Below are 21,110 nucleotides of genomic sequence, written 5' to 3'. Positions count from 1 at the left end.
ATTTCCTCACCTACGACTTCCCCGCCGAGCACTGGGTCCACCTGCGCACGACGAATCCCATCGAATCGACCTTCGCGACCGTGCCGCTGCGGACCAAGGTCACCAAGGGAGCCGGCAGCGCGGCCGCCGCACTCGCGATGGTCTTCAAACTCGTCGAGTCCGCCAGGCCCGCTGGCGATCCGTGAACGCACCACACCTCGTCGCCCTCGTCCGCGCCGGAGCCCGCTTCGAACGCGGCCGGCTCGTCGAACGCCCTGAGGCGGTCGCGGCGTATCAGCACCGGGCGGCTGGACCCTCCTGATCCGGCCGTCACCTGGCTGAACTGGGTGATCCGGCTCCGTGACGAGGCATACCTCACGGGCACCGTCCAGGCGACGATCAGCCCCTCCAGCCACGGTCATATCTCCGAGATCGCCTGGGTTCTAGGGACTCCGTGGCAGGGAAGAGGCATCGCCACCGAAGCGGCCCGAGGACTCGTCGACTGGCTCAGCCGGGCTAGCGACGGGCTTCGCTGACCTGCGGAAACGTGGCTCGTGTTGCGTGGGGTTCCCGTGCTGAGGTGTGAAGGTTCCCGGTGAACTTCCGTCCGTCGGCGATGTGACTGAGCACGCTGGTTGGCCACTCTGAGCATCCCAGTTGGCCGCAGAGCTCAGGGGGCGAAGTGACGGCGGGCGGCCTCGATGTGACCGAGGTACCGGCGGGTCCAGTCGCACATCCCGTCGACTGTCGCTCGCAGAGCCTGGCCCGGCTCGGTGAGGGTGTATTCGACCCGCGGTGGGACAGTGGGATGCACCGTGCGCTCGACCAGGCCGTTGCGCTCCAGCATGCGCAGGTTCTGGGTGAGCATCTTGTGGCTGATGCCCTCGATCTCGTTCCGCAGCTCGCTGAAGCGCAGAGTGCGATCACCGAGACCCTCGACGATCAGGAACGCCCACTTGTTGGCGACGTCGGAGAAGATCTCCCGCGCCAACGAGCCCGCACGCGCCAGGTCTGCGTCCTCGGGCGAGCCTGTGAACTGCTTGGTCACCATAAGGTTCTCCAGTCACTGAAAAGTGCGTTCTTCCACGTCAGCGACCACTCTCCTACAGTGCCTGAGTAACCACAAGAGACCAACGAGTGTCTTGGGCGTCGCGGACGCGAGCCCACAGGCGCTCAGGACGAGGAGACGGGCAGCATGGCCATTACCTTTGTAAACCCCAACGGATTGCCCAAGATCGACGTCTACCAGCAGGTGTCGATCGCATCCGGATCACGGCTGGTCTTCATCGCCGGGCAGGTCGCATGGGACGCCGAGGGAGTCACGATCGGGGAAGGTGACCTCACCGCCCAGGTCGAGCAGAGCTATCTCAACGTCGGCACCGCCCTGGCCGAGATCGGCGGCTCGTTCGACGACGTGGCGAAGCTGACCTTCTACGTCGTCGACTGGACCCCCGACAAGATGCCCGCGCTCCTGGAAGGGATCTCCCGCGCAGCCGCGAAGCTGGGGGTCACACCGGCTCCGCCGACCACGCTGATAGGCGTTGCGGCACTGGACGTCCCCGACCACCTGGTCGAGATCGAAGCCACCGCGGTCCTCGACTGAACAGGTGCTCTTTGCCACTGAGCCAACTACGGCGCTCAGCGGCCAACCAGCGTGCTCAGTCACAGTTACTGACCCACGCTCCTAGGCAGTGTCTTCAAATGATCTTGGATGGTGGATCATGGGGTCGTGATACGTCGTCATGAACTGTCTGATGCCGAGTGGGAGTTCGTCCGGCCGCTGCTTCCCGAGTCGTTGCGGGGGCGGAAGCGGCTGGACGACCGAAGGGTCTTGAACGGGATCGTGTGGAAGTTCCGGACTGGGACGGCCTGGCGGGATGTGCCCGAGCGTTACGGTCCGTGGGCCACGCTGCATACGCGTTTTCGCAGGTGGGCGGCGGACGGGACGTTCGACCGGATGTTGCGGGCCGCGCAGGCGAAGGCGGACGCGGCGGGAGACATCGAGTGGCTGGTGTCTGTCGACTCCACGGTCGTCCGGGCCCATCAGCATGCGGCGGGGGCCCGAAAAGGGGGCTCCGCGACCCGGCCCTCGGTCGGTCCAGAGGCGGCCTAACCAGCAAGATTCACCTTGCCTGTGACGGACGGGGCCGTCCGCTCGCCTTCGTCGTGACGGGCGGCAACACCAACGACTGCACCCGGTTCACCGCCGTGATGGAGGCGATTCGGGTGCCCCGGATCGGACCGGGACGACCCCGCACCCGGCCCGATCACGTGCTGGGCGACAAGGGCTACAGCTCGAAGGCGATCCGCGTCTGGCTCCGCCGCAAGGGCATCGCCCACACGATTCCCGAGCGGGCCGACCAGGTCGGCAACCGGGCCCGGCGAGGCAGCCGCGGTGGCCGCCCGCCGGCCTTCGACCGGGAGGTCTACAAGCACCGCAACGCCGTGGAACGCTGCTTCAACCGCCTGAAGCAGTGGCGCGGCATCGCCACTCGCTACGACAAAACCGCCCAGTCCTACGAAGCAGCCGTCACCCTCGCATCACTCCTGATGTGGGCGTGACATTTGACGACAGAACCTAGTGACGCTGCGGTTGCGGCGCGGCTCCGGTCAGTCGGTGCGGGACGGGGCGTAACGGCAGGCGGGGTCACCGGCCAGGATCTGGTCGAGGCGCGCCCGGACCTCCAGCAGATCGGTGATCTGCCGGTCGATCCGGGCGCGTTCCGCGGAGAGCAGCGCGACCGGGTCCGGGCCGTCCTCGCCGGTGCCCATGTAGAGGCGCAGGATCTCGCGGACCGTCCCGCTGCGCAGCCCGGCGGCATACAGCTGCTGGATGAGCCTGACCCGGTCGATCTGGTCATCGGCGACATGGACAGGATCCGGCTGGAGATGGAGACCAACTATTTCGGCCTGCTGAACATGGTGCGTGCCTTCGCACCGGTCCTGCGGGCGGGCGGTGGCGGCGCGCTCGTGAACATGCTGTCGGTGGCGTCCTGGGTCGGCGGTGAGCACGCCGGCGCGTACAACACGGCCAAGGCCGCGGCCTGGAGCCTGACCAACTGCGTCCGGCTCGAACTCGCCGCCCAGAACACCCTGGTCAGCGGTGTCGTCCTGGGCCCGACGGACACCGACATGATGGCGGGCATGGAGCTGCCCAAGAACGATCCGGCCGCCGCCGTACGGACCGTGCTCGACGAGGTGGAGGCCGGTCGCACGGAGATCCTCGTCGACGAGTTCGCCGCCATGGCCAAGACCGCGCTGTCCCTGGACCCGGCCGACGTCCGACCCCCTGCGGTCCAGGAGGCCTGACACCGGCCGGTGGTGCCGCGTCAGGCTGTCGCCCAGGTACGCGGGCCCGTGTGCAGGGTGACGAACAGGCCTCGCGCACGGGTGCCGTCCGGCAGGTTCCAGCAGCCGGCGACATGGCCGGTCGCCCGCGGGGCAGGAGAGGGGTGTTCTCCGGAGCGGGGCGCAGGACCCGGTGCAGGCGCAGGGTCGTGCCCCGCGGTGCCGACAGCTCGGCGCCCTCCCGGTCGTCGGTGGCGGTGAAGTCAAGCAGGCACGGCGCCCTCGCCGGCGTAGGAGCGGGTGACCTCCCGGTCGGGGGTGTTCGGTGTGAACAGGGAGCAGGAGAACACCTCGCGGGAGCAGCGAGCCCGGCGGTGGTGGCGCAGTTCCCTTTGCCGAGCAGCCGGCCAGACCGTCCCTTGGCGGCGGTCGTGAAGACCACGCCGCCTCTCTCGCGGCCCGACATGTCACGAGCCAGGGCTTGGAGCACGGGCGCGCTGCGTCGGCCGTGGTTCGCGCTGCGTGTGTCATGGGGTTTGTCGGTTCGTGTGATGAGCTCGGGGGAGTTCGATGGTGAATACGCAGCCGCTGCCGGGCTCGCTGTCGACGGTGACGGTTCCTTCGTGCGCCTCGACGAGCTGGCGGGCGATGGACAGGCCCAGGCCGCTGCCGCCGGTGCGTCTGCTGCGGGACTTCTCGGCCCGCCAGAAGCGCTCGAAGACGTGGGGGAGGTCGTCGGTGGCGATGCCGCTGCCGGTGTCCTCCACGGTGAGGACGGCCAGGTCGCCGGCTTGTCGGGCGGTGAGTGTGATCGTGCCGCCCGCCGGAGTGTGCCGGAGCGCGTTGGAGGTGAGGTTGCCCAGTACCTGCCGCATCCTCACCGGGTCGGCGTCCAGGGTGAGGCCGGGATCGGTGTGGGTACACAGGCGGATGTCCGAGGATTCCGCCCGGGTGCGGTGGGCCGACACGGTCTGGGCGACGAGGTCGTCCGCGCGTACGGGTTCGCGGTGCAGTGTCAGGGTGCCGGCGTCGGCGGCGGCGAGGTCCTGCAGATCGTCGATGATGTGCTGCAGGAGCAGTGCCTCGTCGTGCAGGGAGGCGATGAGGTCCGGGTCCGGCTCGAGCAGCCCGTCGCGGGTGACCTCCAGCCAGCCGCGGATGTTGGTCAGAGGGGTCCGCAGCTCATGGGCGATGTCGCTGACCATGGCCTTGCGCTGTGCCTCCAGTTGTTGGCGTCGTGTGGTGAGGTCGTTGAAGGCGGCGGCCAGGTGGCCGGTCTCGTCCTTGGTGGTGACGGCGACGTGTGTGTGCCGCTGTGGCGGCTGCTGGGCCGCGGCCGTCAGGGCTCGCAGGGGACGGACGAGGCGGATCGCGACCACGGTGGTTATGGCGATGGTGACGACGAGGACCACCCCCGCGACGCCGACGATCTTGGCCTTGTTGGCGGGAGAGAGGTCGAAGCCCACGGACTGTTGGCCGAGGGCGCCCAGATAGAGCCTCGCTCTGGGGGCGACGTACGGGTCGAGTTGGGTGCGGCGCGCGTCGTCGACACAGGTCTGCGTCTGCCGACTGCCATCGAGCCGGCGGCCGGGACCTTCGGGCGCGGCGGTGGAGCCGGGTATGAAATCGACTCCGATTCCGGCCGGCGGGCTGGCTGCCCGCTGCTTCGCGCCGTCCAGGCTGAGGCAGGGGGCGGTCAGAGAGCTGAGGTGGTCCAGTGCCTTCTGCTCGGTGCGGGTGGGGGTGCTGAGCGCTCCGTCCGCGCACTGCGAGGGCACGGACGCCTCTCCGCCGTCGGCGATGACTACGGAGCGGCCGCTGGGAAGCTGCCGGATGCTGCCGTCGCTCATGTTCGCGCGCATACAGGTCAGGCGCTTGTCGGCGAGCGCCTTCACCTGTGCTCGTTCTGCTGCGGGGAGGAGATACGGTCCGACCGCCCGCGGGTCGATCCCGGCGAGCTGGGCGCCCGGTTCGGTATCGGTGTCGGTGTTCAGCGGGTCGACGGTTGCTGAGGCGCGCGCGGGCAGGGCAGTGCCTGGGGTGGCGGAGTCGGCGATGGTGCGGCCGTCCTCCGACGTCAGGGCGACGCGCCGGCCCATGGTGCGGGAGAGGGCTTGCACCGAGGACTGCACGCCGCCCCAGTCGGCGTGGGTCGCGGCGTAGCCACTGAGCTGCCGCAGGATGTCGGTGTCGTCGGAGAGCACCTGACCGCGCTCCTCCTGGATGGCCCGCGTCGTGGTCTGCACGGCCAGCCAGGCGGTGGCGCCCACGGAGAGTACGGCGATGGCGATGGAAGTGAGAAGCAGCCGGACCAGCAGGCTCTTGCGCCAGGGCATGCGGGGACCAGGCGTCATGACGGCTGTCCGGTGAGCTTGTAGCCGACACCGAAGACGGTCAGCAGCCGGACGGGTCTGCGCGGGTCGGCCTCGATCTTCTTGCGCAGGTTCATGATGTGTACGTCGATGGCACGCTCGGTGGAGGCGCGGTCATGACCCCGGGTGTGCTCCAGCAGTTGACGGCGCGAGAAGACCCGGTCGGGTGCCTCGGTCATGGCATGGAGGATGGCGAACTCGCCCGGTGTGCACGGGACGGGTACGCCGTCGCAGGTGACTTCGTGCCGTGCCGGATCGACGGTGATGCCGCCCGCGCGGAGCACGGGGGAGCCGTCGGCGGGCCGGAGGGTGCGGCGCAGGACGGTACGTATGCGGGCCATCAGTTCCCGTGGGCTGTATGGCTTGGTCATGTAGTCGTCCGCACCGACCTCGAGGCCGAGCAGCACGTCGTCCTCGGTGGAGCGGGCGGTGAGCATGAGAACGGGTACGTCCCCGTTCTGCCGCAGCACTCGGCAGACGCCGAGTCCGTCGACCCTGGGCAGCATGAGGTCCAGGACAACCAGGTCGGGTCTGCGGCTCGTAGCCTCGTCGATCGCGGCCCGCCCGTCAGAGACGACGACGGTGGTGTGACCCTCACGAAGCAGCAGCCGTCGTATGAGCTCAGCCTGCATGGTGTCGTCTTCCGCGACCAGAATATGTGCGCACACGCAGCTGACTCTAAGCGCGTGTGATCGGTGTCCAGAACCATGTGCGAGGCTTCCCACACCCTGACAACTTCCTGATATTCGCATGGCCGCGGTCGCTCGAGGCATCCCGTGCGGCGACCGTCCGGAGTGATGGTGGAGACGAGCCGATCGAATGTCCCGGCTGCGGTCGCGAAGGATTGTCCGAACCCCCAGTCACTCCTGCTGAGGCCGTGGCGACTCACCGTGCCGTGCGCACCGGGTCTGTTTCACGCGAACCAGCGACGCGCGTCCGACACGCACGATGAAGCCCTCGTCCACCGAAGCAACCGGCCGTCTCACCGCCGATCCCGGCCTGTCTGCCGATCGGCCACAGCTCCGGGCCGGGATTGGCCACAGCTCCGGGCCGGGAGTCTGGTGCTGACGAGTTCCTCATACGTCTCCTCCAGCCTGACGACCATGACTTCATCAATGCGTCGGTCCGCACGCCGTCGTGCCTGGGCCGGGAATCGACGAGCGACCACCTCTGCAACCCTCAGCGCGAGGTGTCTCGGGATACCGGCCGCCGGCCTGGCCCTGCTCGTCATGCTCACCGGATGCGGCGGGATGGGGACGGGGGTCAGAGCGATCGAAGACGGCCATTCGGCCGCCGAAGCGCATGACAGTTCGGCCACCGTGCCTGCGGCCCCCAGCACAACCCAGGCCAGACCCGGCCGGCAGGCATCCTCGAACAGCAACAGCTCCGCGCGGCTGCCGGGCCTGGGCCCCCGGACGCTGGCCGAGATTCCCGACAACGCACGCCAGGTCGTGCTGGTCACCGGCCAGGGCAAGGACTCCCCAACGTCGCAGGTGGTGCTGTACCGACGCACCGGAGCGGGCTGGGAGCCGGGAGCCACCTGGCCGGCCCACAACGGCCTCAAAGGCTGGACTGACGACCATCATGCGGGTGATCTCCGCTCGCCCATCGGTGTGTTCACCCTCACCGACGCAGGCGGGCTGCTCGCCGATCCCGGCACCAGGCTGCCGTACGACCGAGGGCGCGGATTCACCATCAACGGCACGGGCTTCGAAGGGGAGCCGCTCTCGGGCTCCTTCGACTATGTCGTGGCGATCAACTACAACCGCAAGCCTGGCACCTCGCCCCTCGACTGGACCCGCCCGCTCGGCGCCGGCAAGGGCGGGGGCATCTGGCTGCACGTAGACCACGGCGGGCCCACTCAAGCCTGCGTCAGCGTGGCGAAGCAGCACATGCAGGAGCTGCTGCGCACCCTCGACCCCGCTCAGCACCCGGTGGTTGTCATGGGGGACGCCGAGTCTCTCGAACGCTGATGCGAGCGGTAAGGGATGACGGTGAGAAACGCCCCCGGAAATGCCAGGGCGATCGACCAAGTACCAAACAGGAGTGGACCTTTGATACGTACGAGACGCATGCTGATCGCCGCCGCGGCGGTACTCGCGACAGCGTTGGCACTGCCAGGGCCGACCGCCGCCCAGGAGGCTGCCGATCCTCGGCTGCCCGCGTCGCAGGTCAGCCGAGACGGCCGGCTCCCGTCCGGCTGGCAGATCACTGGTGGGAATGCCGGGAAACAGCAGTTGGTCTGGCACTCGGCGGAACCGGTGCCGTTGACCGACGCCGGTGTCGCGTTCTATGCCGGGGATGATTTTCTCGGCCGGCCGGTGGCAGCGAAGGACCGGCGCACGTTCCGGCTCGACCTCCCTGGTGTGGGGCTGGGACAGGCGGCGGACCTCCAGGCACGGGCGGGGGGACGCCGTCTGGATCCAGCCGGCGTCGCCGCGGGTGCGCAGCGGCGACGCACCGCCCCGGCGGCCACGCAGCTGCCCGCGCTGCCGGCCAACCCCGTCGACCCCGGCAAGGCGGGCGGTTACGGGACGGCCACCGGCGAATACACCTTGCCCTCGGTGCGGCTGCCGGGCCTTTCCGCCCCCGTGGAGATGCAGGCGGTCGTGGTGGCCCCGACCGGGGCCGCAGGCCGCCGGCCGCTTGCGCTCTTCCTGCACGGCCGCCACGACACCTGCTACACGGCCGACGGTGACCGCTGGGGCGTATGGCCCTGCCCGGCCGGTTCGACGCCGGTGCCGAGTTACCGGGGTTATCTGCGCGACCAGGAACTCCTGGCGTCCCAGGGGTACCTGACGGTATCCGTCTCCGCCAACGGCATCAACGCGCAGGACGCGCTGGAGGACGGCGGAGCCCAGGCCCGTTCCGCCCTGGTGCGGCTGCACCTCGCCCGATGGGCGGACTGGGCGGAGAACCGGGCTCCGGCACCGGCGATCGTGCGCACCGCACCGACGGCCGACCTGTCCCAGGTGCTGCTGGTGGGCCACTCGCGTGGCGGGGAGGGCGTCAACCAGGCCGCCACGGACAGCATCACCCCGCCTCCCGCCGATCAGGACGGATACCGGGGTCCGGTGCGCTGGCGCATCCGAGGCACCACCCTGATCGGCCCCACTGCCTTCGGACAGAACCCGGCCCCCGACGTGCCGTCGATGACCATCCTGCCGGGCTGCGACGGCGACGTCGCCGACCTGCAGGGCGAGACGTACGTGGACGGCACGCGCGGAGTCAGCCGAGGTGCCGCCCTGCACAGCGCGGTCTACATGGTCGGCGCCAACCACAACTTCTTCAACAGCGAGTGGACGCCGGGGCAGGCGAAGGCTCCGGCCGAGGACGACTTCGCGGACGACGGCCGATCGGACCCGGTGTGCTCGCCGGGTAGCGCGACGCGCTTGACGGCAGTTCAGCAACAGGCCGCGGGCGCCACGTACATCGCCGCGGCGGCCCGGTTGTTCGTCGCGGGCGACGACCGCGTACGACCCCTGCTGGACGGCTCGAACACGCGAGCACCGTCCGCCGATCCCGCACGGGTGCTCACCCACGCCGTCGGGGCGCACCGCACCACCGCCTTCGTACCGGACACCTCGCTCACCGTGAGCGGCGGACGGCTGTGTTCGGCGGTGGACGCCGACCCGGCGGTCGCCTGCCTGAACTCTGACGGGACCGGGACCTCGCCGCACTTCGCGGAGTGGGAGCCGGGCCCTGAACCGGGCCGCCACGCGGTGGCCCTGAGCTGGCCGACACCGGGGTCCGCGGTACGGGTGCGTTCCGCGAAGCCGGTCTCCCTCTCCGGCGCCGAGGCGCTGGCCCTGCGGGTGATCGTGCCGCCGGGCACCACCGGAACCAAGCTGGATGTGTCGGTCGCCGACGCTTCCGGCCGCCGGGTCACCCTCGGCGGGGTCCGTTTCGACGGGTTGCCGGGGAGCGACCGTACCGCCTCGTACTGGGGACAGGAGATTCGCGTGCCGCTGACCGCCGCGACCCGGGCCGGGCTGGATCTGACGAGGGTCGAAAGCCTGGAGCTGACCCCGCGCAGCAGCTCCGGACGGGCCTGGCTGATGGACGTCTGGGGCTGGCGCCCCGGCACACCGGCCGTCCTGCCGACCGCACTCCCCCGCGTCGACATCGGCCGTCTGAAAGTCGAGGAAGGGAACTCCGGAACGCGGACCTACCAGGTCCCGGTGCGGGTCTCCGGCCAGGGCAACGGCCAGGTCCGGCTGTTCGTCCTGGACCCCATCACCGGACGGGCCACGACCCGGCTGGTGTCGGTGCACCCCGGCAGCAACCTCGTCGACCTGCCGGTGGAGGTGGAGGGCAACACGCGCTACTCCTACGACGTTTCTCACGATTTCCTCGTGAAGGCGGTGCGGGGCGCGGTGGTCGGTTCCCACCACGGCGGCGTGACCGTGCAGAACGACGACCCGATGCCCGAGGTCACCGTGACACCGGTCGCGGACCGGGTCACCGAGGGGCAGAGCCTGACGTGGCGGGTGTCCCTGTCCGAGGCCGCTGACACCGAGATGTTCGTCCCCTTCAGCGTCCTTCCGACGGGCGACGGTGCGGAGCTGTCCAGCACGGACGTGGACCCGCAGTGGCTGATGGAGAACTACGGAGAATCGCCGCTCCCGGAGCGCCCCCTGTCCAAGGTGGCCGGAATGTCCCTGCTGTCCACCGTCGCCGCTGGTCAGCTGAGCACCGAGGTGGCCATACCCACGATCGCGGACGGAGTGACCGAACGGGCGGAAGTGGTGCGGATCCAGCTGTTCGGCTTCGAAGAGCCACCAGTCGGCCCGATCTTCACCGGAAGGGTCGCCGACGGCTCCTGAGCGAGCCGAACATACGGCATGGGCGGGGGCCCGGGAACGGCCCGGCCCGTGGCGTGTCCTCGGTGAATGACCGCGGCGCCGCGCGCCGTGGCCGGCCTCCCCGGTGTGGGCATCGGTCATGGTGTCGAGGTCGTATACGGGGAAAATCCAGGGGAGCGGACGGCCGCGCGCTGCTACGGTCGGGCGCCATGAGCTGGCTTCCCGATGACTTCGTCCATCCCGTCCTGGTACCGCTGCCGGGCGGTGGTCATCACCTGCGGCCGATCCGGGAGGCGGACACCCCGCTCGACTATCCGGCTGTGATGGGTTCGCGCGAGCGGCTGTGGACCATCTTCGGCCCGGCCTGGGGCTGGCCCGCGGCCACCATGACCTACGAGGCAGACCAGGCCGACCTGTTGCGGCACGAGAAGGAGATCGCCGCACACCAGTCCTTCAACTACGCGCTGTTCGACGCGGCGGAGACAGCTCTGCTCGGCTGTGTCTACATCGACCCACCGGAGAGGGCCGGCGCGGACGGCGAGATCTCCTGGTGGGTGGTGGACGAGCTGGTGGGCAGCAAGGTCGAGCAGGCCCTCGATGCGCTGGTGCCGCAGTGGATCGCCGCCGACTGGCCGTTCGAGCAGCCGCGCTTCCTCGGCCGAGAGATCTCCTGGTCGGACTGGCTCACCCTGCCGGAGCATCCCGACACGTAAGTGGTTGTTGCACGTACCGATCTCGATCCGCCGGCCGGCACTGAACGCCCCCGACGCCTCCAGAAGGAGCCACCCGCGCTCCGCCAGGCGCCGGGCTCCTCGTCCGTCTGCGCCGCCGTCATTCCGGCGTGGCGGGCTCGGCCGTCTGCCGAGCCCCCCACACCGGAGCCGGGGCGGTGGCTCGTCGTCAGCGCTGCAGCGTCAGCAGACCTGGCCGGTAGGGCCACTGGCCGTAGTCGCCGCCGGAGTTGGGATCGCGTCCCTGATAGAGGAACCGCAGGTTGCAGGGATCTACCGTGAAGGTCTGATCGGCGCCGGTGCGGATCAGCTCGCCATGGCTGATGTCGTTGGTCCAGTTGGCGCCGCTGTTGGCCTTGCCGGCGAAGGGGTTGCTCTCGGTCGCGGCCTGGGGTGTCCATGAACCGTTCAGGCTGGTGGCCGTGAACGAGCGGAAGTACCGGCCCTGCGAACCGATCGCCTCGACGATCATGAGGTAGCGGTCCTGGCCCTGGAGCTTGTAGACCTGCGGGGCTTCGAACAGGTTGTTCGTCGTGTCGCTCATGATGACTGTCGAGGTCGCGCCGAAACTGGCCGGGAAGTTCCCGATCGGCATGGCGGCCCGGTAGATCTTGCCGTTGTCACCGGCGAAGAACAGGTACATGTTCGTCCCGTCGCCGATGAGCGTCTGGTCGATGGGCCCCGTTCCCGAGCCGGCGATGCTTCCCGAGAAGAGCTCCTGCTCCGAAGACCAGCCGTTCGGGTTGGTCGGGTCGCTCGACGTCCGGTAGGAGAAGGCAGTCCTGCCCCACTGGTAGGCGAGCACCCAGATGTTCTTCGGCGCGAAGTAGAAGAGCGTGGGCGCGACGACGGAACTCGACATCGTGTTCTGGCCGGCCGAGGCCATCTCCGACCAGTTGGTGAACGGGGTGAAGTTCATCGAACCCCAACCGACTCCCGTTCCCGCGGCGCCGTGCGTCGTCGCATAGACGAGATGCTTGCCGTTGTAGGGGGCGACGGTGAAGTCCTTGAGCGAGGCCCATCCCGCCTTGGGCTGCGCCAGCGCGCCCGTCGATGACCAGCGGTACGTCGAGGGAAGGGCACAGGTGCCGGGGTTGCCACCGGCGACCTTGACGAGCTGCCACTGCTGGTTGGCCCCGCCCCAGTCGTCGTACTGGACGACGTTCGCGTTGTCGGCCGTGGAGGCGCCCTGTACTTCGAGGGCCTTGTTGCTGTGGCGGGCGATGAGCCGCACGTAGCCGTCCGCGCTGTCGGCCGGCCGCCACTGCTGGTTGGTGCCGTTCAGGTCGGTCCACTGGACGACCGGGCCGCCGTTGGCGGTGGAAAGGTTGTGGACGTCCAGGACCTTGCCGGAGTGGCGGGACTTGATGCGGTAGTAGCCGTCGCCGGAGGCGACGAACTGCCACTGCTGCTGGTTCTGGTCGTTCCTGGTCCACTGGGTGATGCGGGCGCCGTCGCTGGTCGCCAGGTTGTAGACGTCCAGGGCCTTGCCGCTGTTGCGGTTGACCAGCGTGTACCAGGCGTTGGTGTCGACGGTCGCCGCGGCGGCGGGCGGGGCACTGAGGAGAGTGACCCCAAGCAGCAAGGACGACAGGACGGCGAGTACGAGGCCCAGGACCAGGGGTGGATGGCGAAATCTCATCAGAAGAGCTCCTTCGGGGGACGGAGGTGAGGTGACCCCGACGAACCGCGCAGCGGCCGCGGCGGGAGGACGGGGACGGGATAGGGGTGGCGGAGGCCGCACATGCCGAAGAGCGGGTCCTCCGGGCGCTCCAGTCGCGACACTTCGCCGTGATCGAGGTGCGAGAGGTCTCCGGTCTTCAGCGCTTCCAGTTGGCGGCCGGTCGTGAGGGTCGCCGCCAGCGGACCGTCACGCCAGCGGATCCACCAGGCGTCCAGCAGCTCGCTCTTCAGGCGGTGGGCCGCCGTGTGGAACTCCCGCAGCCCGCGTTCGCGCAGGGCCAGGAATCCCTCGAGTGCCAGGTCGCGGCGGCGGCGCGCCGCCGCGGCGGGGTCGCCGGTCAGGGCGGCCGCCGCCTGGTAGGCGTCGGGATCGGCCATCACGGGCGCGGGGAAGGTGAAGACGGCGTCGCCTGCCTCGGGGAGTCCGCTGTTCTGCATGAGTACCAGGAGGCGCAGGCCGCCGGCGTTGACGAGGCGGTGGATCGTTCCGGGGGTGAACCAGACGACGTCGCCGGGGCGCAGCGGGGTGTCTGCGAAGCCGGTGGTGGTGAGGGTCTGGACGCTGCCCTCGCCGCTGATGACGACGTAGGCTTCGGAGCAGACGAGGTGCATGTGGGGCGTGCCTCCGCACAGCCCGTCGGCGGCCTCCCAGTCGTACACGGTCAACCCGGAGATCCCCACGCCGCCGGGGAGCGGGGTCACCACGAGTGTTCCGCGACGTGGCGGGACAGGCGCGCAAGGGTCCATGCGCCGTCGGCCACGACGATCCGGTAGCGGCGCGACAGGGTGTCGCCCGGGGCCAGCGGCACTTCCTCGTCGAACGACAGGGACGGGTTGACGGCGGGGATGGGCTCACTGCGGACGAACCAGCGGCCGGGAGCGTCCGGATCGTCCAGGAACAGGAGTGTGGAGGCACGGTCGACCTCGTCGTGCGTGCCGATGAAGGCCAGCCAGTCGCCCTTCTCGCCCATCGCGGGGCCGATCACGTCGCCGCCGGTGAAGTCGCGCGGGCCGCGCCAGAACAGGCCGGAGTATCCGGCGAGCTCTCTGCCCTGTGTACCCGGGCTGCCGAACACCAGTGCGGTGTCGAGGACGTTGGTCAGCGCGGTGGTGACCTCCAGGGTCCAGGAGTCGGCCCCGACGTCACGTGCGGTGAGCGTGCGGCGCTCGTCGATCCAGTGCTCCCCCGCCATCGTGTGCCAGGCCAGATCCTCGGTGATCACGGCGCGGCCGTGGCCCGTTCCGGCGGACACGGTGAGGCTGCGCATGGTGCCGAGGTTCGGCAGGTCGACGTAGCCCTGGCCGCGCAGGTAGGTGCCGCCGCCCCAGAAGTTCTGCCCCGACACCCACGACGCCGTCATCTGGACGCCCTTGTGCCAGCGGTGGTCGTGCGGCCGGTACCCGGTGACCACGTCGCCGGCGAGCGTGCGCACCGGATGCAGGTAGGGCTTCGGCGCCTCGAAGGGATCCATGACCGGCCGGTGCACGTAGCGGAAGAGGTCGACGCCTCGAACCCGGACGATCAGCGAGTCCTCGTTCTCCAGGAGTTCGAACGTCATCGGAACACCTCCGGGCGTCCCCCGTTGAGTGAGCCGTAGAACGGGTCGGCCGCGTCGATCTCTCCGCGCCGGACCGGCAGGCCGGTGATCGCGGCCTTGTACAAGGCGGTGACCAGTTCCATGGTGGGCCTGCCGAGGTCGGGCCGGATCCACGCCTCGTAGCCGTCCAGGAAGGCTGCGAGCTGGGCGGTGTGCGAGCTGGGCAGGTCGTCCGGCGGCTCCCACTTCACGCCGGACGACCTGGTGGTGAACGTCCAGTCCGCGTTGGAGTAGCCGTACAGGTGCCGCAGCTCGACGGTGGCGTCGGTGAGATCGAACCGCAGGTAGCTCTCCTCGCGCGGGGAGAGGACGCTGTTGACGACCGTCGCGATGGCTCCGTTCTCGAACCGGACCAGGGCCGTGGACACGTCCTCGGTCTGGACGTCGCGCTCCAGGCGGCCGGCCATCGCGCGTACCTCGGCCCATTCGCCGAGCACCTCGAGCATCAGATCCATCTGGTGGATGCCGTGGCCCAGCGTCGGGCCACCGCCCTCGCTCCGCCAGGTGCCGCGCCAGGGCACGTCGTAGTAGGCGTCGTCGCGGTACCACGCCGTGACGCACTGCGCGACCAGCGGACGGCCCAGCGTCCCGGCCGCGATCCGCTCGCGCAGGTAGCGGGCCCCCGTGCCGTACCTGTGCTGGAACACCGCGCCCGCGGCGGCGGGCCCTTCGGCGGAACGGATCCGGTCGAGCTCGGCCAGCGACAGCGCCACCGGCTTCTCGCACCACACCCACGCCCCCGACTCCAGGCAGGCCACTGCCTGGTCGGCGTGCAGGAACGGAGGCGTGCACAGGTGGACGAGGTCCGGACTCTGCTCCTCGAGCATCGTGTGCAGGTCGCTGTAGACCGCGGGAATGCCGTGTTCGGCCGCGAACGCCTCGGCGCGCGCGGCGTCCACGTCGACGGCCGCCACGATCACGGCCCGGTGCGCCTGCGCCCGGAGGGCGGGTACGTGGCCGATGCCTGCGATCCCGCCCGTTCCGACGATCGCCGTCCTGATCATCCGCCCAGCACCTTCCTGATCGAGTGGTAGGCGGGCTTTGGCATCAGGTTTTCGTCGTAGGGCAGCGCTGCGCCCTCACCGGGGAAGACGGAGGGGATCCACGAGTACTTGTCGGTGTAGTCCCAGATGGTGATGCCGACGCATTTCTCGACCGCCAGGCATGCCTTGACGTAGTCGGCGTACCAGGCGGCCTGGGTGGCGAGCTTCTCCGGGGTCGCCGGCAGGTTCATCCGGATGTCGAGCTCGGTGATCGCGACCTCGACCCCGAGGTCGGCGAAGCGCTGCATGTTCTGCTGAACGTCGGCGGGGAAGCCGTACTGGAGCGCGAGGTGGCCCTGGATGCCGAAGCCCTCCACCGGGACGCCCTCGGCCTTCAGCTGCTTGATCAGGGCGTAATAGGCGTCGCTCTTGGGGCCGATCCCGTCGACGTTGTAGTCGTTGAGGTACAGCTTGGCGTGCCGGTCGGCCTCGTGGGCCCAGCGCAGGGCGTCGGCGATGTAGCCGGGGCCGAGCGTCTTGTAGAAGAGCGACTCGCGGTAGGTTCCGTCCTCGTTGAACGCCTCGTTGACGACGTCCCAGTGGATCACCTGGCCCTTGTAGTGCCGGACCACCGTCTGGATGTGGTTCTTGAGGACGGCGCGCAGCTCTTCGGCGGTCCAGCTGCGTTCGGTGAGCCAGGCCGGGAGCTGGCTGTGCCAGACGAGGGTGTGGCCGCGGACCTTCTGGTGGTGGGCCTTGGCGAAGGCCACGACCTCGTCGCCGGCCGTGAAGTCGAAGACGCCGCGCTCGGGTTCGGTGGCGTACCACTTCATGGCGTTGCCGGGGGTGGTCTGTCCGAATTCGCTGCCGAGGAGCTTCAGGTAGGCGGCGTCGGTGAACTCGGGGTTGTCGGTGGCCGAGCCGAAGTACTTGTGGTGCTTCCTGGCCAGTTCGGCGAGCGTCCTGGGTCGTGGTTCGGCGGTCGCGGGCGCGGCGGCGAGGCCGGCCGCGAGGCAGACGGCGGCGGACAGGGCGATCAGATGCCGGGACAGGGACATGGATGACTCCTCGGGTGCCGGGCGGTTCAGTCGAGGACGATCGTGGTCAGCGCGCGCGGGGCGAGCGTGGCCGTGAGGGTCGTACCGCGCGTGGAGACGACGGCGGCCGGGGTGATGGAGCGGGTCTCGTCGGTGACGTAGGCGTCGGGGTGCCGGTCGCGCCCGCCGCGAAGGGTGAAGGCGGCGGAGGTCTCGGTGGTCGCGGTGTTGAGGATCTCGATGACGCGGCTGCCGTCGGTGTTGCGGAAGGCCGTGATCCGCAGTGCCGGGTCGGCGTTCGTGACCGGCACGCGGACGGCCCCGGGGCGGATGAACCGGCTGAAGGCGGCCAGCGCCCAGTACCGCTTGGACACCCGGTAGTCGTCACCGGGGTTGGCGAGCTGGATGAGCCCCCGGGTCGCGCCGAGGGACGCGCCGGTCCAGTAGACGTAGGCGTTGGCGTTGGCGACGGTCAGGGTGTTGTGGATGTCGGCCGCGACGGTGAGACCGTCGTAGCCGCTGCCGTCGTCCCAGTTCTCGTTCCAGGTGGCGCCGTCCGGCGACCATTCCGACATCCACACGTGCTTGTCGGTGGGCTGCGGGACCGAGGTCGGCCCGCTGTAGCGGTGGCCGGTGATGGTCCGCACGGCCTTGCCGGCCGCGGGGTCCGCCTCGATGGCCTCGGTGTAGGCGACCTGCCGGTCCCAGCCCGCTGCGTCGCAGCAGACCAGCTCTGTCTTCAGTCCGGATGCGCGAACGGTCGGCCCGAGCACCTTGAGGAAGTCGACGGCTTGCTGCGGGGTGAAGCGCATCGAGGCGTAAGTCGCCGTCCAGTCGGGTTCGTTGGTGAACCCCAGGTCGGTGATCCTGATGCCTTCCTGCTGGTAGAACTTCGCGTACTGGACGAGGTAGTTCGCGTAGGCCTGACGCCATTCGGGCAGGAGCTCGCCGCCGTCGTTCTCGCTGCCGTTGGTCTTCATGAAGGCCGGGGCGCTCCAGGCATCGGCGAAGAACCGTTCGACGCCGTACGCCTTGGCCTCCTTGGCGAGCCAGACCTGGCTGCCGTCCCATCCGTCCCAGACGTACTTCGGGATGGCGTCCGGACCGCCGGGATCGGCCGGCAGGATCGTCGGCATGTGGTCGTAGACCCTGTCGGTCGACGACCCGATGCCCAGGCGCAGGATCGAGAGGCCCGCGCCCTTCTCTTTGCTGAGCAGCAGGTCGAGCACCTCGCGCTGCTTGGCAGGGCTGAGGCCGCGCGCGCCGTGCAGCAGGTCGGCTCGCTGGAAGGCCATGGAGAAGCCGAATCCGTCGATGGGCTGGAGTTCGGCCCGGAAGTCGATGCCGGCGCGCGGGGGGTGGGCCGGGGGTCGCACGGGGTCGGCCGCGGCCTGTGATGTGAGCGCTAACATTAAGACGGCTGTCAGGGCGGTCAGGCGTTTCACAGGGTCTCCTCGGGGGTGGAGGTCACGCGGGACGGGTCAGCCCTTGGTGGCGCCCGCGGTGAGGCCGCCGATCAGCTGGCGCTCGGCGACGGCATAGAAGGCGAGGGCGGGGACCATGGCGAGCACGATGTAGGCGAGGACGAGCGCGTAGTCGGTCGAGTACTGGCCCTGGAACTGCTGGACGCCGACCGGGATCGTCTGCCATTTCGGGTCGTTGAACACCAGCAGCGGCAGAAAGAAGTTGTTCCAACTCGCGACGACCGACAGTACCGAGACCGTGCCGAGCGCCGGACGCGCCATCGGCAGCAGGATCTTCCGGAAGAAGCGGAACTTGCCGCAGCCGTCCATGGTGGCGGCCTCCTCGATCTCCGCCGGGATGGTCCGGAAGAAGCCGCGCAGAATGACGATCGTCATGGGGAGCCCGAAGGCCGCCTGCGGGAGGATCACCCCGAGCGGGTTGTCGAGCAGGCCGAAGGTGCGCAGCATGAGGAAGAGCGGCAGGACGGCCACCGCGAACGGGAACATCAGCCCGATCGTGAACAGCGTGTAGAACAGCTCCCTGCCCCGGAAGGCGTAGCGGGCCAGCACGAACGCCGCCATCGCGGCGGCCGCCACCGTGCAGAACGTCGTGCCGACCGCGATGCCCGCGCTGTTGGCGATCTGCCGCCAGAACGTCCCCTCGCCGAGAATGCCCGTGTAGTTGGCGGCCTTCCACTGCTCCGGCAGGCCGAACGGGTTCGTCGTGAGTTCGCCGGTGCTCTTGAACCCGGAGATCACCGCGTAGATCAGCGGTACGACGACGAACGCGGCGATCAGCCAGACCACGGCGTGCAGCGAAAGGCCGCGTGCCGTCCCGCGGGCGTTCATCGGCCGCCTCCTGTGGTGACGGCCCCGCTCAGGTCACGGCGGAGCACGTAGCGCTGGTAGAAGAGGGAGAAGACCAGGCTGATCATGAACAGGACCACGCTGATCGCGCTGGCGTAGCCGACCTGATACCGCTTGAACCCGAACTGGAACATCGCGATCGCCATGGTCTCGGAGGAGTGGTTGGGGCCGCCCGCGGTCATGACCCAGACTAGGTCGAAGAGCTGGATGGACCCGATGATCGAAAGGAAGACGCTGATCCGGATCGTCGGGCCGAGCAGCGGCAGCGTCACGTGCCGGAAGCGCCGCCAGGCGCCGGCGCCGTCGATGGAGGCGGCCTCGAGGATCTCGGCCGGGATGCCCTGCAGCCCGGCGAGGAAGAGCATCATGTGGAAGCCGAAGTACTTCCAGATCATGACCACGAAGAGGGTCGGCATGACCGTCGAGGGGTCGGCGAGCCACTTGCCCTGCAGCCCATCCAGGCCCAGGAGGCCGGCGAGATGGTCGGCCATGCCGGCGCCGGGCAGGAAGATCATCGTGAAGAGGACCGCCGTGACCACCTCGGACAGGATGTACGGCGCGAAGAACAGCATCCGGTAGACGGCCCGGCCGCGGAGCCTCTGGTTGAGCAGGACCGCGGTGAACAGGGCGAACGGCAGTTGGACCGTGATCGACAGGACGATCAGGTACAGCCCGCGCCCCAGGTCGCCGAGGAAGACCTGGTCGTCGAAAAGCTTGGCGTAGTTGGCGAAGCCGACGAAGTCGTCCATGGGGCCGATCCCGCCCCACTTGAAGAAGCCGGTGAAGACGGCGACGACGATCGGGGCGAGGACGAAGACGAGGAAGAGGACCAGAGCCGGGACGAGGAACCAGGCGACCGAAGCCCATTCTCCCCAGCCGCGCAGGAGCGACCGGGCCGGGGTCGGCGGGCGCGCCGGCACGACGCCCTCCGTCCGCTCCTTGGTCAGGGTGGACACGGAGCTAGGCACTCTTCGCAGCCTCGGTGATCGAGGTGGTGACCTGTTCGGGCGTCTTCCTGCCCGCGATGAGGTCGGCGACGCTGTCGTTGACTTCCTGGCCGACCGCCGGCGGATAGGCCTGGTCGAGGAAGAGCTGGAAGCCCGTCGCCTTGATCAGGCTGTCGGCCACCACCTTCTTGTTGGCGTCGGTGAGTTGGCTCTCCGCGCCCTTGACCACCGGCAGGTAGCCGTTGGAGGCCAGCAGCTTGGACTCGTTCTCCAGGACGAAGAACCTCAGAAAGTCCAGCGCCTCCTTCGGGGCGCCCTTGCGCAGCGCGAAGCCGCCGCCGCCGCCGAACACCTCGGTGGCCAGGCCGACACCGCCGTCGACCGTCGGGAAGGGGAAGAAGCCCAGGTCCGCTCCGAGGTCGGCGCCGGCGTCCTTCTGCACCGAGGGTCCCCACTGCCCCATCAGCTCCATGGCGGCCTTGCCGTTGCCCATGGTCGCGGCCTGCCCTCCGGGGGTGGCGTAGCCGGCCCCCAGGAAGGCCGTCTGGAACGGCTGGAGGTCGACCAGCTCCTTGAGGTGGACGCCTGCCTGGACGAAGCCGGCGCCGGTGAAGTCCTTGGCAGTCGCGGCCTGTTGAAGCGCGGGGAGACCGGCGACGCGCATCGCGAGGTAGGCCCAGTAGTAGTGGCCCGGCCATTTCTCCTTGCCCGCGAGGGCGATCGGGGTGATGCCCGCCGCCTTGAGCTTCCTGACGTCTTCGAGGAGCTCGGCCCAGGTGGCCGGCGGGGCGGTGATCCCGGCCTTGGCGAAGAGCTTCTTGTTGTACCAGAAGCCGACCATGCCGATGTCGTAGGGCACCCCGTAGGTCCGGCCCTCGAACTGATACGCCTGCAGCGAGACCGGGGTGAGCTGGGACGACCAGTCGAAGATGTCGGTGAGGTCCTCGACCAGCCCCGCGTCGACCTGCTGCCGTAGCACGCCGCCGCCCCAGGTCTGGAAGACGTCGGGCAGCTTGCCCGACGAGGTGGTGGCGGTCAGCTTGGACTTGAACGCCTCGTTCTCCAACGAGGTCGTGTCGATCGCGATGTTCGGGTGAGCGGCCGTGAACGCCGCGGAGATCTGCGGGAAGAGGGACTTGCCCGGTTCTGTCGTGGCGATGTTCCACCACGCGAAGGACACCTTGCCGTCGGCCGCCGGCTTGCCGCCGGATTCGTCGGCTCCGCAGGCCGCGGTCAGAGAGACGGACAGGGCGGTCAAGCCCGAGAGCGCCAGGAAGCTTCGTCGGCTCGGGAGGGTGCTGGCCATGGGACCTCCGGGGTGGGGAATGCCGGTTCGTGCCCGAAAATGTTTCGAAAT

The 21,110-nt window shown here is 69.2% G+C and carries 18 protein-coding genes and 3 pseudogenes; 8 read left to right on the top strand and 13 right to left on the bottom strand.

The features are described from left to right. Positions 1–11: 11 nt before the first annotated feature. Both ABZ939_RS17905 and ABZ939_RS17900 read left to right on the top strand, forming a co-directional pair. Positions 12–301: pseudogene (locus ABZ939_RS17905) on the top strand (IS256 family transposase); the annotation flags it as partial. Continuing rightward, positions 255–488: pseudogene (locus ABZ939_RS17900) on the top strand (GNAT family N-acetyltransferase); the annotation flags it as partial. The pseudogenes ABZ939_RS17905 and ABZ939_RS17900, both read left to right, overlap by 47 nt. Positions 489–649: 161 nt before the next feature. On the opposite strand, the gene ABZ939_RS17895 reads toward ABZ939_RS17900, so the two are convergent. Further along, entirely contained in the window at positions 650–1,030 is a 381-nt protein-coding gene (locus ABZ939_RS17895; protein ID WP_361855410.1) for a helix-turn-helix domain-containing protein, read from the bottom strand. Positions 1,031–1,174: 144 nt separating this feature from the next. Between ABZ939_RS17895 and ABZ939_RS17890 the strand changes: the two genes are divergently transcribed. After that, entirely contained in the window at positions 1,175–1,582 is a 408-nt protein-coding gene (locus ABZ939_RS17890; protein ID WP_361855407.1) for a RidA family protein, read from the top strand. A 108-nt stretch (positions 1,583–1,690) separates the two neighbouring features. Continuing rightward, a pseudogene (locus ABZ939_RS17885) lies at positions 1,691–2,541 on the top strand (IS5 family transposase). A 48-nt stretch (positions 2,542–2,589) separates the two neighbouring features. Here ABZ939_RS17885 and ABZ939_RS17880 read toward each other — a convergent pair. Further along, positions 2,590–2,832 carry a MerR family DNA-binding protein gene (locus ABZ939_RS17880; protein ID WP_361855647.1) on the bottom strand — a complete coding sequence of 81 codons (243 nt, stop codon included), beginning with the start codon at positions 2,830–2,832 and terminating at the stop codon, positions 2,590–2,592. A gap of 15 nt (positions 2,833–2,847) precedes the next feature. Between ABZ939_RS17880 and ABZ939_RS17875 the strand changes: the two genes are divergently transcribed. Beyond that, positions 2,848–3,288, top strand: coding sequence for an SDR family NAD(P)-dependent oxidoreductase (locus tag ABZ939_RS17875; protein ID WP_361855404.1), 441 nt, complete (start codon positions 2,848–2,850; stop codon positions 3,286–3,288). Between the two features lie 506 nt (positions 3,289–3,794). Here ABZ939_RS17875 and ABZ939_RS17870 read toward each other — a convergent pair. Then, positions 3,795–5,603 carry a HAMP domain-containing sensor histidine kinase gene (locus tag ABZ939_RS17870; RefSeq protein ID WP_361855401.1) on the bottom strand — a complete coding sequence of 603 codons (1,809 nt, stop codon included), beginning with the start codon at positions 5,601–5,603 and terminating at the stop codon, positions 3,795–3,797. 14 nt (positions 5,604–5,617) lie between these two features. Further along, positions 5,618–6,307: a response regulator transcription factor gene (locus tag ABZ939_RS17865; RefSeq protein ID WP_361855398.1), complete on the bottom strand. Its 690-nt coding sequence runs from the start codon at positions 6,305–6,307 to the stop codon at positions 5,618–5,620. A 561-nt stretch (positions 6,308–6,868) separates the two neighbouring features. On the opposite strand from ABZ939_RS17865, the gene ABZ939_RS17860 reads away from it, so the two are divergent. From ABZ939_RS17860 to ABZ939_RS17850, 3 genes are all read left to right on the top strand, one after another. Next, the gene (locus tag ABZ939_RS17860) at positions 6,869–7,612 is read left to right on the top strand and encodes a hypothetical protein (protein WP_361855395.1); all 744 of its coding nucleotides are present in this window, start codon (positions 6,869–6,871) and stop codon (positions 7,610–7,612) included. Between the two features lie 81 nt (positions 7,613–7,693). Further along, positions 7,694–10,465, top strand: a complete 2,772-nt coding sequence (locus ABZ939_RS17855) for a hypothetical protein (protein ID WP_361855392.1) — start codon at positions 7,694–7,696, stop codon at positions 10,463–10,465. 188 nt (positions 10,466–10,653) lie between these two features. Then, positions 10,654–11,157 carry an N-acetyltransferase gene (locus ABZ939_RS17850; protein ID WP_361855389.1) on the top strand — a complete coding sequence of 168 codons (504 nt, stop codon included), beginning with the start codon at positions 10,654–10,656 and terminating at the stop codon, positions 11,155–11,157. A gap of 187 nt (positions 11,158–11,344) precedes the next feature. Here the strand turns inward: ABZ939_RS17850 and ABZ939_RS17845 are convergent, their stop codons facing one another. The 9 genes from ABZ939_RS17845 to ABZ939_RS17805 all read right to left on the bottom strand — a co-directional run bounded on the left by ABZ939_RS17845 (position 11,345) and on the right by ABZ939_RS17805 (position 21,059). Beyond that, positions 11,345–12,817 (bottom strand): non-reducing end alpha-L-arabinofuranosidase family hydrolase, encoded by a 1,473-nt coding sequence (locus tag ABZ939_RS17845; protein ID WP_361855386.1) that lies wholly within the window; start codon positions 12,815–12,817, stop codon positions 11,345–11,347. Further along, positions 12,817–13,560: a cupin domain-containing protein gene (locus tag ABZ939_RS17840; RefSeq protein WP_361855644.1), complete on the bottom strand. Its 744-nt coding sequence runs from the start codon at positions 13,558–13,560 to the stop codon at positions 12,817–12,819. The genes ABZ939_RS17845 and ABZ939_RS17840 overlap by 1 nt, the downstream gene beginning before the upstream one ends. Further along, positions 13,557–14,417 carry a PmoA family protein gene (locus ABZ939_RS17835; RefSeq protein WP_361855383.1) on the bottom strand — a complete coding sequence of 287 codons (861 nt, stop codon included), beginning with the start codon at positions 14,415–14,417 and terminating at the stop codon, positions 13,557–13,559. Before ABZ939_RS17835 ends, ABZ939_RS17840 begins: the two co-directional genes overlap by 4 nt. Further along, positions 14,414–15,460, bottom strand: a complete 1,047-nt coding sequence (locus ABZ939_RS17830; RefSeq protein WP_361855380.1) for a Gfo/Idh/MocA family oxidoreductase — start codon at positions 15,458–15,460, stop codon at positions 14,414–14,416. Before ABZ939_RS17830 ends, ABZ939_RS17835 begins: the two co-directional genes overlap by 4 nt. Next, positions 15,457–16,497: an endo-1,4-beta-xylanase gene (locus tag ABZ939_RS17825; protein ID WP_361855378.1), complete on the bottom strand. Its 1,041-nt coding sequence runs from the start codon at positions 16,495–16,497 to the stop codon at positions 15,457–15,459. The genes ABZ939_RS17830 and ABZ939_RS17825 overlap by 4 nt, the downstream gene beginning before the upstream one ends. A gap of 26 nt (positions 16,498–16,523) precedes the next feature. After that, positions 16,524–17,888 (bottom strand): glycoside hydrolase, encoded by a 1,365-nt coding sequence (locus ABZ939_RS17820; protein ID WP_361855375.1) that lies wholly within the window; start codon positions 17,886–17,888, stop codon positions 16,524–16,526. 69 nt (positions 17,889–17,957) lie between these two features. After that, positions 17,958–18,788 carry a carbohydrate ABC transporter permease gene (locus tag ABZ939_RS17815; RefSeq protein ID WP_361855372.1) on the bottom strand — a complete coding sequence of 277 codons (831 nt, stop codon included), beginning with the start codon at positions 18,786–18,788 and terminating at the stop codon, positions 17,958–17,960. Continuing rightward, positions 18,785–19,690, bottom strand: a complete 906-nt coding sequence (locus tag ABZ939_RS17810) for a sugar ABC transporter permease (RefSeq protein ID WP_361855641.1) — start codon at positions 19,688–19,690, stop codon at positions 18,785–18,787. The genes ABZ939_RS17815 and ABZ939_RS17810 overlap by 4 nt, the downstream gene beginning before the upstream one ends. 76 nt (positions 19,691–19,766) lie before the next feature. Next, positions 19,767–21,059 carry an extracellular solute-binding protein gene (locus tag ABZ939_RS17805; protein WP_361855369.1) on the bottom strand — a complete coding sequence of 431 codons (1,293 nt, stop codon included), beginning with the start codon at positions 21,057–21,059 and terminating at the stop codon, positions 19,767–19,769. Positions 21,060–21,110: the final 51 nt, after the last annotated feature.

It is taken from the genome of Streptomyces sp. NPDC046712, from assembly GCF_040645695.1.
In the GTDB taxonomy this organism is placed as follows: domain Bacteria; phylum Actinomycetota; class Actinomycetes; order Streptomycetales; family Streptomycetaceae; genus Streptomyces.
This window is presented reverse-complemented; position numbering and strand designations above follow the sequence as displayed.

Excerpts from the sequence above, each read along its gene's own strand:
- ABZ939_RS17805 (WP_361855369.1), bottom strand. The coding sequence starts at position 21,059 with ATGGCCAGCACCCTCCCGAGCCGACGAAGCTTCCTGGCGCTCTCGGGC.
- ABZ939_RS17815 (WP_361855372.1), bottom strand. The coding sequence starts at position 18,788 with ATGAACGCCCGCGGGACGGCACGCGGCCTTTCGCTGCACGCCGTGGTC.
- ABZ939_RS17835 (WP_361855383.1), bottom strand. The coding sequence starts at position 14,417 with ATGACGTTCGAACTCCTGGAGAACGAGGACTCGCTGATCGTCCGGGTT.
- ABZ939_RS17830 (WP_361855380.1), bottom strand. The coding sequence starts at position 15,460 with ATGATCAGGACGGCGATCGTCGGAACGGGCGGGATCGCAGGCATCGGC.
- ABZ939_RS17890 (WP_361855407.1), top strand. The coding sequence starts at position 1,175 with ATGGCCATTACCTTTGTAAACCCCAACGGATTGCCCAAGATCGACGTC.
- ABZ939_RS17845 (WP_361855386.1), bottom strand. The coding sequence starts at position 12,817 with ATGAGATTTCGCCATCCACCCCTGGTCCTGGGCCTCGTACTCGCCGTC.
- ABZ939_RS17870 (WP_361855401.1), bottom strand. The coding sequence starts at position 5,603 with ATGCCCTGGCGCAAGAGCCTGCTGGTCCGGCTGCTTCTCACTTCCATC.
- ABZ939_RS17825 (WP_361855378.1), bottom strand. The coding sequence starts at position 16,497 with ATGTCCCTGTCCCGGCATCTGATCGCCCTGTCCGCCGCCGTCTGCCTC.
- ABZ939_RS17820 (WP_361855375.1), bottom strand. The coding sequence starts at position 17,888 with ATGTTAGCGCTCACATCACAGGCCGCGGCCGACCCCGTGCGACCCCCG.
- ABZ939_RS17875 (WP_361855404.1), top strand. The coding sequence starts at position 2,848 with ATGGACAGGATCCGGCTGGAGATGGAGACCAACTATTTCGGCCTGCTG.
- ABZ939_RS17860 (WP_361855395.1), top strand. The coding sequence starts at position 6,869 with ATGCTCACCGGATGCGGCGGGATGGGGACGGGGGTCAGAGCGATCGAA.
- ABZ939_RS17850 (WP_361855389.1), top strand. The coding sequence starts at position 10,654 with ATGAGCTGGCTTCCCGATGACTTCGTCCATCCCGTCCTGGTACCGCTG.
- ABZ939_RS17895 (WP_361855410.1), bottom strand. The coding sequence starts at position 1,030 with ATGGTGACCAAGCAGTTCACAGGCTCGCCCGAGGACGCAGACCTGGCG.